The sequence below is a fragment of the uncultured Arcticibacterium sp. genome (genome assembly GCF_964021845.1).
GTDB lineage: Bacteria > Bacteroidota > Bacteroidia > Cytophagales > Spirosomataceae > Arcticibacterium.
The window spans coordinates 15,797-31,481 of the sequence record NZ_CAXHZC010000012.1 but is presented as its reverse complement, the minus strand read 5'-3'; the positions used below and the strand labels follow the sequence as shown (position 1 = coordinate 31,481).

Here is a 15,685-nt window from a genome sequence, read left to right as displayed (position 1 = left end):
CTCCTGTGATATTGGCTATGCTGCTATAACCTATCGGTAGGTAATCTTCTAGCTCAACATTTGTGGCCGCATCTGGTCCTGCATTCGCTATTTGAATAGTGAATGTTACTTCATCACCGACGTTTGGTGTTGTAGTATTGACTGTTTTAGTGAGGCTTAAGTCCGCTTCTTGTTGGTTGATAGTGGCATTGGCCTCATCATCTTCGCTTTGGTCGCCATCATCATTGTCTGGTGTAGAGTCGCTGTCGTATTGGTCTACTTTGGTGACCTGCGTTGTATTCTTATACTCGTCGATTGCTCCTGTTGGGGCGTTTACTATCGCTGTGAATGTTAGCGTACTGTCAGTTCCTGCTTGTAGCGTGTCAATACTCCATACGATGCTGTCGTTTTGATAAATACCTGCTCCTGTGATATTGGCTATGCTGCTATAACCTATCGGTAGGTAATCTTCTAGCTCGATGTTTGTGGCAGGACCAGGCCCTGTGTTATTTAACAGAATGCTAAAAGTCACCTCCTCTCCTACATTTGGAGTGGAATTGTTAACTGTTTTGGTAAGTACTAAATCTGCACTACTAACTGGTGTGGAAGCAGTGTCAGATAGGTAGAATGGAGTTTCATTCGTACTAACATAAGCGGTATTGACTATAGGGTTACCACTGGCCATGTCTACTAGCAGAACATTGTAACTTATTACATAGGTGAAGGTTTCACCCGTTTCTAATATGCCGTCGTAAGAAATACTTTCTTGAGGTGAAGGAAGAGCTCCAGGTAAACCATTTGGCAGCGTATCCAATACTGTAACATTTGTCAAATTAACATTTCCAGTGTTTGTAATCACTATAGAATAATCTACTTGACTAGGGGTTGTCAATGGATTTTGACCTCCCGTTTGTGTTTTAGAAATAGTTAAACTTGGTGTTTGATTTATGTTTGAAATGGCCGAATCAGACTCTGGAATTGGCAATTCATTAGTTGTTACTACCGCTCTATTTACTAAAGCCTTTCCTGAATCTATTTCGGCTTGCGAAACATTATAATTAATAGTATAGGTAAACGTTTCTCCTACTTCAAGTATCGAATTGGTAGTCATACTCTCGGTAACACTACTTAGTGTCCCCAGACTTCCGTCTGGTAGCGTATCGCTTACCACAATATTTGTAAGGCTTTGATTACCAGTGTTGGTAACAACAATGGTGTAATCAATTTGACTTGGTGAAGTTACAGGAATTTGACCACCAGTTTGTGTCTTAGAAATAGTAAGGCTTGGTGATTGACTTATTGGCGTAGAAACGCTATCCACGCTCGGCTCTGGCAATTCCGTGGCAGTAACTATTCCATAATTTACTAGAATACCGCTGTCTATATCTGCTTGAGAAACACTATAGCTAATTTGATATGTGAACGTTTCTCCAATTTCCAGAATATTGTTATTGACAATACTCTCCACTTTTGAATTTATGGTACCTGCTCCTCCATTAGTGAGTGTATCTACCAATGTAATATTGGTTAAATCTTCATTTCCGGTATTCGCAATTACAATTTGATAATTTAAGAGACCCGGTGAAGTTATTGGATTTTGACCTCCGGTTTGCGTTTTCTCAATAGTAAGTGAAGGACGAAGAATATAAGGCGAACTGGTAGAGGTATTATTATCCAAGGCTGGGTCAAACTCATTTCCTGAAATTTTTCCCGTGTTAGCATATTCGCCTGAATCAAGAACCACCAATGCTATATTCAGCGTAGCACTATTTCCAAAAGCTAAATTTCCAATATTCCAATTAGGGTAAGCATAAGAACCTGCTGTGCTAGTTGCGTTTACAAAAGTATATCCTGAAGGAATAGAATCTAAAACTACAACACCTGTTCCAGGACTTGGTCCGAAATTTTTTGCCACTAATTTAAACGTAACAGTATCTCCTACATGAGGGGTTGGATTGTCTATCGTTTTATCAATAGCAAGATCTGCAACTGGAATTGGATAAGTAACTGCCGTAGAATCATTATCTGAAGGATCTGGATCTGGCTGACTTGCTGCGATAATAGCTGTATTGACGTACGAACCCGAAGCTTTAACATCAACTGTGAAAGTTAAGGTTTCAGTTTGTCCACTTGCCATAGTGCCAATAAACCAAGTAGGATCTATCCAAGTACCCGTAGTTAGGGTAGCTCCCGTTAAAACATATCCAGAAGGTAGATGATCTGTAACCTCTACCCCTGTGGCTTCACCTGGGCCATTATTTGTTGCAATAACTGTAAAAGTTACTTCATCTCCTACATACGGCGTAGGGTTGTCAACTATCTTAATTACGGCAAGATCCGCAACTGACAAACCAAAGTTATTTTGGCAATCTCCGCCACCGGAACGTGAAAAAGTGGCAGCGTGAGTACCTGTAGGTGAAGGAAGTGGCGTGGTCAAGCTATAGCCAGTAGGGATGGGCTGTGCTAACCTTACCAAATAATCTGTTGGAATTGGGTTGTTATAGTTTATACTAACATTATCAAAATACACTATATCGCCGTTGTTCATGTTTGCCGAACCCGAGGATATCATTCTGATGGTGGTGTTAGTAGACATATAAGCTGAAATGTCAAAAGTATCAGTTCCGGTATCATTACCATTTGCACCTGTATATCTTTTGAGCAATTGCCAGCTAGAAGGTGAAGCAGAAGTTGCAATTTGTAAATCTACATAATCGTCAACATCTAAATCAAGACCTACTTCTGTATACTTAATGGAAAGACTAGCGGCTAGAGCGTTGCCTAAATTTGCAGAACGATAAGCTCCGCTTTTAACATTAGAATTTGACCTTATTCGTAAACCATTCGCACTTGTGATGGTAATATTGTTTTGACTAAAATCCCCTGAATCACCAATTTTTGTCCAAGAAGTGGTCCAATTTGAAGAGCCATTGCTCTGATTTGGAGTAGTATTTGAATTAAATTGGTCAAGATAGTTTAAAGCATTACTTGGTGGGGTAATGATAAATTGATAAAGACCATTTGTTTGAGAATTCTTAGAGTCTATCAAAGGCTCGCCAATATCTATTATGCCGTTTTTGTTGTTATCTTGGTAAAGCCTTACGCCAACATTTGGAAATCCAGCATCACTATTATTAAATATTCCATCACTGTCATTATCCAAAAAGACAGTTCCGTTAATTTCATTTTTATATGGTGTGGAAGCACATGCTATATTTACCGTAACTAAAGCCACATCACAAACACCTGGATCTTCTGAGCTACATACTTGATATTCAAAAGTGTCTGTTCCTATGTAACCGGGATTTGGGGTATAAGTAACTGTGCCATTAGAATTTGCTTGGCTGGTACCATTACTAGGTTGAAGTAGGCCTCCTCCAGAAGTAGAGACAGTATTTGCCTTAGGCTTACCAATAATATCATTATTTAATACACTAATAACCACTGGTATATCTACCCCAGTATTCTTACTGTCATTAGACGCTACCAAATTGGCTAATATCCCAAGGTTATTATCTTTATCACAAACTCCTAAAACGTTGAAGCTTGTAGATTGAGTAAGTAATGATGACAGCGAATATGCTCCATTGAAATTAGAACCATCAATTTTAGTCAGGTAGCAAATTGGTGGATTTTTCCAATAGGTCAGCTCTACGTTATCAATCCAGAAAAAGTCATCAACAGCTGTAGAACCGTTTGTGATAAACTGTAGAGTATTTAATCCATTAGCATTATAAGAAGACAGTGGAATAGTTACATTATGGTAGTTAAGGTCTGTACCTACCGCACCACCATCATTCATAGTAAAAATAGTAGAACCATTTAGGCTAACCACTACGGTTTCGCTTTGTCTATTTAAACTTTGTCTTCTGTATGAAAACTTTAATTGGGCACCTAAAGCATCAGTGAATGCTAGCGACCTATTAATTCCTTTGTTAGCACCAGAAAGTCTTACTGCATTTCCTAATCCACCACTTGATACGTCTTTTATTATCCTAACATCTCCAGAAGTAAAGTTACTATTATCATTAACCTCACTCCATGAGCTACTCCAGCTAATTCCACCGTCATTACCAGTGAAACTTGCGGTAGAGTCAAAATCATCCTTAGCATTATTCCCATTTTTAGTACTGAAGGTATAGATACCATTTAAGTCTGTATAGGTAGACTCTGTTATACCCTCACCACCATCTATTGCACCATTACAGTTTGCATCTACATAAAGATCCACTTTAATTCCAGAAACTCCCGCTTCATTGGTGTAAGCTCCGTCGTCTGGCAAATTCTCCAGAAATACTTTCCCCTTTATTAAGTTCTCCGTTGGTTTTGCTAAACAATCTGAAATTCGAATTTTAACCAATGCTACATCACAAATACCTGGGTATTCAATAGAACAAATTCTATATTCAAACTCATCTAATCCTTGAAAGCCTGGGTTTGGCGTATAGGTAATACTGCCATTCGAATTTATAACAATAGTACCATTTGATGGTGGCTTCAAACCTAAAGTAACAATAGAGTTTGGGTTCGGTGTACACAAAAATCCATAGTCATTATTTTGAATATCTATTATTACTGGAGTGTCTGGTTCCGTGTCTTTTTGATCATCATTAGCAACAATTAATTGCTGAAGACATCTTGGTTCCATCACATAACCTACATCCATACCTGGAGTTCCTGTAGGTGCCCCATTTGGATTTTGTCCCCAAACAGCTGCTATCTTAGTACCATCACAAGTAAAAACGGCAAGTCCCGATTGATCTCTATCTGGGTCTAGAATTTTATAAGATTGTAAAGCCGCCACAGGAACAGCTATATCATATGGCATACCACATGGACTTATAGAGGCCGTTTTAGATGTTAAATTTCCATCATATTTAACATATAAAGTAGTAGCAGCCGTAGGTGTAACCCATACCGGATTATAGTTCCCAGAAAAGTCACTACTTCCAGGTGCCCAAGCAATACTCGCAAAAGAAGATAATCTAGTTTCTGGTATCATATTGAATGACCAGTCATATGCCGAGCCGTCATTGTCTGAATCAAATACAGCTACCGCTGTAAATGCATCTCCATTTCTACTTTTAAACTTATAACCTGAGGCTTCGCTTAAACTTAAAAAGTTTTCTCCTTTCGCTGGAATTGTGAAGCTACCCGCAGCCCCTGTACCTGCAGTCCAATCAATGATAATAGATGAAGCTAGATTATTAGTAAAGAATGCATAAACAGGTGCTGCAGGTAAAGTAGTATGGGCTGGAGAATAATAGACATCTCCGTAAAAGTTACCAGGTAATAAGGCAATATTCCTTGTTCCGTAAGATGAAATATCACCAAAAACAACATCAACTCCAAAATCTTTACTGGATGTTAAAATAGCTCCTGATTTTATGTCATTAGCTTGATTGACATCAGTATTTACACCTGGAGTGGAGGCCGTTCCGTCGTAAAACCACACTTCACCCTCATTTAAAACAGGAGAATTTATATCTACATTGCCATCAGCGTTATAATCTAAACTTATAACAGTATTATCTTCTGCTGCACGGGCAAATATACCAGTGTATTTAAATGCTACGGTGCCGCCTAAGATATTATCTTCCCCAAAAGGCACTACGAAAAACTTACCAAAACGGGTAATGTCAACCACGTTGGTCTTTAAATTTTGGACATCAAAATTATTACTACCCGCACCTTCACCAGCATCTCCTGAAATTTTCGAAATGGCTATATCACTAGAGCTTAATATTTTATCCTTTCCGTCATAGAAAATTTCACTAGGGTTTCTTGGATTATAATCAAACTGATTATCAATAAGAATATATCCCCCTGCAGGAATAATATCATCTGGATAACCTGGTGCCCAGCCATTATTAATATTTCCATCCCCCCAAACCTCCGTTGTGCTTTGTCCCGGAATAGCAATGTCACTTTCATAACCATCTTCCCAATGGTCATAGGTTATAATATTTCCTGGATAAGGAACCTTAATACTAACAACAGTTCTCGCTCTATTAGTTAAATAACTAACACTTCCTGCACTCCAAAGTGCTTCTCTTAATTCATTAGTGTTTTCCGGAAAGGGTAAATAAAACAATTTACTCTGAGTTGCTTCAGAACAAGGGTCGTTTATGCCTTCTTCTATAGTTATTGTTACAGTAGCTTCAGAACAACATAACGAAGAGCCAGAAGAACAGACACTATAGGTAAATGCATCCGTACCATAATAGTTACCATTCGGTAAATATGTTATTTCACCATTTGAACCAATCTGAATAAATCCATTACTTGGCTGAACCACAATGCTAACCTTACTAGAATCTGCATCCCCTAGATCATTATCCAGCACTGCAACTATTACTGGAGAACCTTGTACTCCAGAGCCATTATCATCATTGGCCTGTATATAAATAGTATTGATAGCATGATCTTTTGAACGTGGTCCATTACAACCTGTCGCTGTAGCTGTTACCACAGATTGGCCAATCCAACTTCCCAAGAAAGTCACCTCTCCGGTATTAACATTTATTGAATTTCCGAATGCCTTACTCGTAGCATCCAAATCATAAGTCATACCAGTTGAATTTGTAGAACTTGCTGTATAAATAACGCTTCCAGCACTCTGACATCTTGCGGAAGAATTGCCAAAAGCAAAAACTGGCTCTCCTACGGTTGGTGTTACCGTAACGGTATGGCTTGAAGATTTTGGACCATTACAGCCTTCCGCTACTACAACAATGGTGGAAGTTCCGCTCCAGCCGGCCACGTAATTTACCTGGCCAGTTGCTGTATTAATGGTGTTTCCTGCAACCTTGCTTAAACCATCCAATGAATATGTCAATGAAGTGGCATTGCTCGCAGTTGCCGAATATATTACAGTTCCTACTCCTTGGCATCTTGTAGACGAAGAGCCCACACCAAAAACTGGAGTTGTCACAGAAGGCGTACTTGAACTAGTATGTGTAGCTGTGGTAGGGCCATAGCAGCCAGAGGCGGCAGCAGTTACAACGCTATTTCCAATCCAGTTAGCCACATAAGTTACTCTACCAGTGGTAGCATTAATTGAATTCCCCGCGGTTAAGCTAGCATTATCTAAACTGTAAACTACTGAAGTCGAATGATTTGCTGTGGCAGAATAGGTCAAGCTATTTGCTCCTTGGCATCTAATGGAATTAGTCCCCAAAGCAAAAATTGGCGTTTCCACAGTTTTGTTAGTTGTAGCCGTATGAGTGGCCGTTTTAGGGCCGCTACATCCTGTTGCAGTTGCCGTAATGGTTGACTCCCCACTCCAAGCTGCCAAATAGGTAACTTCTCCTGTTAGAGAATTAATGGTATTTCCAGCAGCTGAACTAGTGGCATCTAGACTGTAGGACAAATCATCATAATTTGAAGCTGTGGCGGTGTAAGTCACCGTTCCGTCCGCCTCACATCTTGAGCTGCTAGCACCAAAAGAAAATACTGGCGTAGTAACAGAAGGTACCACTGTTACCACATGTGTAGCAGATAATGGACCTGAACAGCCCTGAGCTGTTACTGTTATGGTGGTGGTACCAAACCATCCTGCATCATAGCTAACTACCCCCGTACTAGAGTTAATGCTATTTCCAGCAGATAAACTTGTTGCATCTAAACTATATGATATACTTGAAGCATTTTCAGCTGTTGCTGTATAGCTAATGCTTGCAGTGCCTTGACAGCGAGTTGAACTTGCTCCATCAGCAAAAATTGGTGTTTCTACAGGTGGGATAGTTGTTACAGTATGTGCAGCAGATTTTGGTCCATTACAACCCGTTGCCGTGGCTGTAATTGTTGATACTCCATTCCAAACGGAAGTAAATGTAACCTCCCCTGTGGAAACGTTAATAATGTTTCCAGCACTTGAACTAGTAGCATCTAAGGTATAGCTCATTCCAGTGGAATTTGAAGCAGTTGCCGAATAACTTACGGTTTCAGAACCTTGGCATCTATTTGATGATGACCCCAAATTGAAGATAGGTGTAGCCACAGTTGGACCGACCGTTACGGAATGATTTGCAGATTTTGGTCCATCACAGCCTGTTGCCCTTGCTGTTATGGTGGTAGTTCCTGACCAGCCAGCCACATATGTAACTTCGCCTGTATTAACATCAATGGTATTTCCTGCAAGTATGCTTATAAAATTTAAAGAATAAGTGATACCTGTAGCATTGGTTGAGGTAGCAGTATAAGTAATAGTCCCTGCTCCTTGACATCTTGTGGATGAACTTCCTAACAAAAATATTGGCGTGGTAATAGGCGGAGAAGTAGAGGCTGTATGCGTAGAAGATACTGGTCCATTACAGCCATCTGCGGTAGCTGTAATAATAGCATCTCCGCTCCAAGATGGAGTATAATTAACTCTGCCTGTAGATGAATTTATAGTATTACCCGCCAAAAGACTGGTATTATCTAAGGAGTAAGTAATGTTTGTGGAATTTGCAGCAGTCGCAGAATAAGTGACATTGCCATTGCCCTGACATCTACTAGAAGTAGCACCTATGTCAAAAACAGGGGCTTGCACAGAAGCTACCGTTGTAACTGTATGTGTAGCACTTTTGGGTCCATTACAGCCCGCGGCCGTGGCGGTGATTACCGAGTTTCCTGCATATCCTGCAACAAATGTCACTTGCCCCGTTGAACTGTTTATTGAGTTCCCAGTACTTGTACTGGTTGCATCTAATGTATACGAAATGTCTGTTGCATTAGAAGCTGTTGCGGAATAAAGGGTTGTTTCAGAAGCTGAACACCTTGTAGAAGAGGTACCAGAATCAAAAACAGGTGTAGTCACAGATGCTGTAATAGTGACTTCATGTGATGAACTTGTAGGCCCATTACAGCCAGAAGCAGTAGCGGTAATAGTGGATATTCCAGTCCAAGCAGCAGTATAATTAACAGTTCCTGTAGAGCTGTTTATAGTGTTCCCCGCAGAAAGACTAGGCCCATCCAATGAATATAAAATGTTAGTAGAATTACTTGCCGTTGCAGTGTATGTAACACTACCACTCCCTTGACATCTGGTAGAAGTTAGACCAGCGGAAAAGACTGGTGTTCCTACAGTTTGATTTGTTGTAATTGTATGCGTTGCTGTTTTGGGTCCATCACAGCCTTCCGCAGTTACTGTTATAACTGAGGTTCCTGTGTAGGCCGCCAAAAAAGTTACCTCACCAGTGCTAGTATCAATTACATTTCCTGCTGCCAAGCTTGTAGCATCTAAAGAATAATACGTCAATGAATCATTTGCCACATTAGCCGAATAGATTATTGTTTCGGAACCTTCACACCTCACAGAAATGCTTCCAGCATCAAAAACGGGTGTAGTCACAGATGCTTGTATGGTTACAGAATGTGTAGCAATTAAAGGGCCTTCGCAACCAAAAGCTTCTGCGGTAATTACCGTTGTGCCAAACCAACCTGCCGCATAGCTAACAGCTCCAATGGTACTATCTATGGTGTTTCCACCAGAAATACTTGAGGCATCTAAGTAATACTTAATGGAGTCAGAATTAATGGCCGTAGCCGAATAAGTTACAACTTCAGCACCCTGACATCTATTAGAGCTAGAACCGCTATCAAAAACGGGTGCAAGCATTGTTTGATTAACTGTAATGGTATGTGTGGCTTGTTTCGGTCCGCCACACCCCTCGGCAGTTGCTGTTACAGTAGAAGTCCCAAACCAGGCTGGGTCAAAAGTAACTTCCCCGGTAGTGGTATCTATCGTGTTCCCTGCAGCTAAACTTGTAGCGTCTAATTGATAATATAGCAAAGTATCATTTGCTGCTGTAACATTATATGTTTGGCTGGCCGCTCCTTGGCATCTTTGCGAAACGCTGCCATCATCAAATACGGGTGTTTCTACAGACGCCTCAATAATTACGGTATGTGTGGCCGTTAAAGGACCACCGCAACCAAAAGCTTCTACTGTAATTGCTGTTGTGCCAAACCAACCTACGGCGTAGGTAACAGCTCCTGTAGTGCTATTAATGGTGTTTCCACCAGAAATACTTGAGGCATCTAAGTAATATTTTATCGAATCAGAATTAGTAGCCGTAGCCGAATAAGTTACAACTTCAGCACCCTGACATCTATTAGAGCTAGAACCGCTATCAAAAACGGGTGCAAGCATTGTTTGATTAACTGTAATGGTATGTGTGGCTTGTTTCGGTCCGCCACACCCCTCGGCAGTTGCTGTTACAGTAGAAGTCCCAAACCAGGCTGGGTCAAAAGTAACTTCCCCGGTAGTGGTATCTATCGTGTTCCCTGCAGCTAAACTTGTAGCGTCTAATTGATAATATAGCAAAGTATCATTTGCTGCTGTAACATTATATGTTTGGCTGGCCGCTCCTTGGCATCTTTGCGAAACGCTGCCATCATCAAATACGGGTGTTTCTACAGACGCCTCAATAATTACGGTATGTGTGGCCGTTAAAGGACCACCGCAACCAAAAGCTTCTACTGTAATTGCTGTTGTGCCAAACCAACCTACGGCGTAGGTAACAGCTCCTGTAGTGCTATTAATGGTGTTTCCACCAGAAATACTTGAGGCATCTAAGTAATATTTTATCGAATCTGCATTATTCGCTGTAGCAGTGTAGGTGACAGTTTCTGCAGCTTGGCATCTTTTAGAGTTAGAACCGTCTGTAAAAACAGGCGTATCTACCGTTTGTTCTATTGAAATAATATGATTGGCTTGTAAAGGTCCTCCACAGCCTTCTGCAGTAACCGTGATCGTAGAGTTGCCATACCATGCAGCATCAAAGGTCACCTCTCCAGAAATAGTATCAATGGAATTTCCCGCAGCTAAACTTGTAGCATCTAATTGATAATAAAGTAATGTATCATTAGCTGCCGTAGCATTATACGTTTGACTTCCTGACCCTTGACATCTTTGCGAGAAATTACCAAGATCAAAAATAGGTGCTTCTAATATACCTTGTGTAGTGGCAGTATGCGTAGTGGTTAAAGGACCTCCACAGCCAGTCACCTTTACTGTAATAACAGAAGAACCTACCCAAGCAGCATCATAAGTTACAGTACCGGTTGTTGAATCAATCGTATTAGCTCCAGCTAAACTTGCAGGATCTAAATAATAAGTAACCGTAGTGGCATTAGCTGCCGAAGCGGAGTATGTAACACTATTAGCCCCTTGACAACGTTTTGAACTTGTGCCAAAAGTAAAAGTAGGTGAGCCTAAAGGGCTTGCACAATTTTGATTTATAGAAACCGCACCAATTACCCAATCACTTATTTGACTGCTTGTTCCAGAAACTGAAACAGATGTTGCACCTGCTTTAGTACTTGCAGCTCCGGCAACGGTTGAATTAACACCAAAGTTCCACAAAGGCGTTTGACCGCTCCCAAGTGTTAAACTAAGATCGTTATTAACAAAATTTATAAGACTAAAAACTAAATCATTACTTGAAGAAACTATCGAAGTAGTAGCGGTATTAGAGTTCCCTTCGGCAAAGTTCAAATTGCTAAAAGGGGTAGATTGATCAACACCAACAAAAGTACTTACACCAATTGCAGCGTTGTCTGAACCCGATGAAACTACATCAACATCAAAAGTTCCAATACTTGGGTTTAACAAATACCATAACTCTACTCTCCCACTATTAGCATGCGTATATGAACCTAACTTGGTAAAAGCCGCTCCATTAAAAAGTACAGAACTAATAGTTTCGCTACTAGATTCTCCAGAAACTCCTACTAGCATTAATTGATTAGTGCCCCCCATATTAGCATACGAAATAGACACCGCCGAGGAGTTCCTTAGTGAATCTTCACTCACAGACCCACTTACTATCTGTGCAGATAGGTTTAAAACGTAAAATGTGGTTAAAAAGAAAACTAGGAAGCCAATGAAACTTCGTTTCACAAGACCACTCTTTTTCAAGCCTTTATGGTAAATGTTTCTCATCCAGTTTTTTATATGCACTCCTTTCAAAAGAAATGACACCTTAGTTATATTTTCTTACTGGAAAGCAGTTAGATATGAAGTTTTTTTTGCTTTCTAGTTTACTCTAAAACCAGTAAATTTTACAAAACCTGAAGCTCAAATGGTTCTTGAATTTCAATTGCTCCCTATAAAATCAGTTTTCGTATATAAAATATGCTAGTTTTTACAGCCAATATGCTTGTTCACAAAAACTATACCATTAAATAGAGTGAACATCCTCCCTTAGTTTGAAAAAGAAACATTCTCTTTCTCTATGAATACTCAAAAATGGTTTCATACAATAGCATTTTCACCAGAAATTTAACAACTAAACCTTTTATTATAAGTATATTAATCAACAAAACCCATAAGTCTCAAGAAATGAAAATCTTCTATCATATCAGCATAGAAACAGTAGTAATTAAGCCTTCTCCTGTACACCAAAAGGCTCTTTCCATAGACTAAAAACTACTCAAATCACAACACTGTATTAATTAAAGAACACCTTAATACCTATACGAATTACAAATCTTAAGTGGTATTTTAACAAGAAAACAGAAGGACGTATCGAGCTCATAATATCAATTATCCGCCCTTAATCAAGCTCATTTTTTACCTTAAAAAATAAGCCAGTAAATTTCTTTCTGATACGGCTGGGCTAAAACATTAATTTGAAATACTTCGAACATAAACAACACTATTATATGCTCAAAAAAAAGACCTCCCATAGCTGGAAGGTCTTCATTAAAATCTATACCAAACACTTAAACCTCTACCACAAGCTCTTTCATTAAATTGACAAGGTCTTTATCATTTACCTCCTTAATTCTATCAGCAAGGTCAAGGAATTCATTATAAATTCCATCCGCTTCTGTTTTCGCGATATTAAACCCTAGAATTGCTAATCTGTGCCTCAATGCATGCCTTCCACTTCTCGCTGTTAACACTATATCAGACTTATCTACACCTACAGATTGTGGTGTCATTATCTCATAGTTTTCTGCATTTTTCAAAAAACCGTCTTGATGAATCCCTGAAGAATGAGCAAATGCATTACGACCAACAATGGCCTTATTAGACTGCACTGGCATACGCATGGTGTCCTCTACCAATTTACTTAGCGGGTAAAGCATCTCACTCTTTATATTGGTATAACAGTCTAATTCCTTATGCACTTTTAACGTCATGGCTACTTCTTCTAAGGAAGTATTTCCAGCTCGTTCTCCAATACCATTTACAGTTACTTCAACTTGCCTAGCTCCTGCCTGAACACCTGCTATGGTATTTGCGGTAGCCATCCCTAAGTCATTATGACAATGCATTGACAAAATAGCCTTATCTACATTAGGAACATTATTCATTAAATAACTTATTCTTTCATGCATCACAGTTGGCAAAAGATACCCTGTAGTATCAGGCAAATTTACCACCGTAGCTCCAGCCTTTATTACAGCCTCCGTTAGGCGAGCTAAAAACTCCAAATCTGCTCTTCCTGCATCCTCCGCATAAAATTCAACATCATCCACAAAAGACTTGGCATATTTTACTGCCTCTACGCCTCTTTCTAGAATTTCATCCCGATTGCTATTAAACTTATGTTTTATGTGAATATCCGATGAGCCTATTCCTGTATGAATTCTTGGTCTTTTTGCATGCTTTAGAGCCTCAGCAGCCACCTCTATATCATTTTTTACAGCTCTTGTTAATCCGCAAACAGTGGCATTTTCTACAACTTTTGATACGGCTTGTACCGCCTTGAAGTCTCCTGGGCTTGAAACAGGAAAGCCCGCTTCAATGATATCCACACCTAACTCGTCGAGCTTTTTAGCAATCATCACCTTTTCGTCAATGTTTAATTGACATCCCGGAACTTGCTCTCCATCACGCAATGTGGTATCAAAAATATAAATCTGTTTGCTCATTTTTTATTATCCTTCCTTACTGTTTTCTTTTAATAGAACAGAACAAAAATAGGAGATACGGAAGGTCATTTATAATTTTACGGCTCATCTTAAGGCAAATAGGAATAATATGCCAAAACAGGGCTGAGATACTGAAATTTTATTCTAGCCTTATCCCTTAATATTCCTATTTTTACGTCGAAATTTACGCCAAAGACAATAACATAACAGTTTATGTACAAAAAAACCAAAATTGTAGCAACCGTAGGCCCAGCCTCAGAAAGTGAAGAAATGTTGCTTAAACTGGCAAACGCCGGAGTAAATGTATTTAGATTAAACTTCTCTCACGGAGACCACCCGGAGCATTTAACTAGATTAGAAAGAATTAGAAAGAACAATAAAGAGCACAATTTAAAGTGTGCCATCCTTCAAGATTTACAAGGCCCTAAAATCAGAGTTGGTGAAATGGAAGGCGGAAACGCTGGAGTGGAGCTTATCGAAGGAAACAAGTTTATCTTCACTAATGACACAGTCGTTGGAAACGCTGAAAGAGTAAGCACTCCTTATAAAGGCATGTACCAAGATGTGAAAGTGGGAGAGCGTATCCTTATGGATGACGGTAAACTTGAAGTAAAAGTAACTGCGATAGATAAAGACAAGCAAGAAGTAATTACAGAAGTAGTTTACGGCGGTTTGTTAAAGCAAAAGAAAGGTGTAAATCTTCCTAACACAGACATCTCTCAACCTTCTGTTACAGAAAAAGATTGGAAAGATTTAGAGTTTGGCCTTAAACATGATGTTGATTGGATTGCTCTTTCTTTTGTTAGAACCGCAAAAGAAATCATTGAGATAAAAGAATACATCAAAAGCAAAGGAAGCACAGCTAAGGTTATTGCCAAAATTGAGAAGCCAGAAGCTATCGAAAACATGGATTCTATCATTGAGGCAGTTGATGCTATCATGGTAGCCCGTGGTGATTTGGGTGTTGAGATGCCAGGTGAAGAAGTTCCAATTATCCAGAAAGAACTTGTAAGAAAATGTAACCTAGCGGCTAAGCCAGTTATTGTAGCTACGCAAATGCTAGAAAGTATGGTAGACAACCCTCGTGCTACTAGAGCGGAGATTGGTGATGTAGCCAATGCTGTTTGGGATGGTGCTGACGCTGTTATGCTTAGTGGCGAGTCTGCTGCTGGTAAATACCCTTTACTGGCTGTAGAGACCATGACAAAAACAATTCAGCAAGTAGAACTTAACGCTCAAAAAGAAGACCTTTACTTCAAATATCATACAAGAGTTACTGCCGCTGATTATGTCTCTGAAGATAAAGATAACGACAACGTTATCATGATGGGATGTAGGCTTGCAAGAGACCTTGACGTTAAAGCTATCATTGGGTATACCACTTCTGGTTATACCGCAGTAAGACTTTCTCATCACCGTCCTAAAGCTCATATTTTCATTTTCACTTCAAATCAGAAATTGCTTACTCAGTTAAGCCTTTACTCTGGTGTAGAAGTTTTCTCTTCTGAAAGAATGCCAAACAACCACGAGGACAACTTAGTGGATGCAGCCATGAATTTCTTAGTAGAAGAAGGAAAATTAGAAAAAGGAGACAAATTCATCAATACATTAAGTGTTCCTTTATTAGCAGACAATAGAACGAACACTGTTCGTTTAAGTGCCGTATAATAAAATATACTTCATTTTGCTTAAAAGCCCTGATTCGAAAGAGTCAGGGCTTTTTGATTTTCTAAGGTTTCCTGTAAACCCTCTAAGACTTTAATGAGATATTTTAGAAATGCAGAACGTGGTTTAAAGAAATCCGTAATTTTAAATAATAATTATCATTTTCGAA

Annotated in this window: 3 protein-coding genes; 1 reads left to right on the top strand and 2 read right to left on the bottom strand. The window is 39.4% G+C overall.

Features of this window, described 5'->3' with window-relative positions; genetic code table 11:
• Window positions 1-11,911 (bottom strand): Ig-like domain-containing protein (locus AADJ06_RS21815; protein WP_341228623.1); only part of this gene is annotated, 11,911 nt, incomplete at its 3' end.
• Between the two features lie 782 nt (window positions 11,912-12,693).
• Entirely contained in the window at window positions 12,694-13,851 is a 1,158-nt protein-coding gene (locus AADJ06_RS21810; RefSeq protein WP_341228622.1) for a 2-isopropylmalate synthase, read from the bottom strand.
• 213 nt (window positions 13,852-14,064) lie between these two features.
• Here AADJ06_RS21810 and pyk point away from each other — a divergent pair, with 213 nt between their 5' ends.
• Window positions 14,065-15,519 carry a pyruvate kinase gene (pyk, locus tag AADJ06_RS21805; protein WP_341228621.1) on the top strand — a complete coding sequence of 485 codons (1,455 nt, stop codon included), beginning with the start codon at window positions 14,065-14,067 and terminating at the stop codon, window positions 15,517-15,519.
• Window positions 15,520-15,685 lie beyond the last annotated feature (166 nt).

Excerpts from the sequence above, each read along its gene's own strand:
- AADJ06_RS21810 (WP_341228622.1), bottom strand. The coding sequence starts at position 13,851 with ATGAGCAAACAGATTTATATTTTTGATACCACATTGCGTGATGGAGAG.
- pyk (WP_341228621.1), top strand. The coding sequence starts at position 14,065 with ATGTACAAAAAAACCAAAATTGTAGCAACCGTAGGCCCAGCCTCAGAA.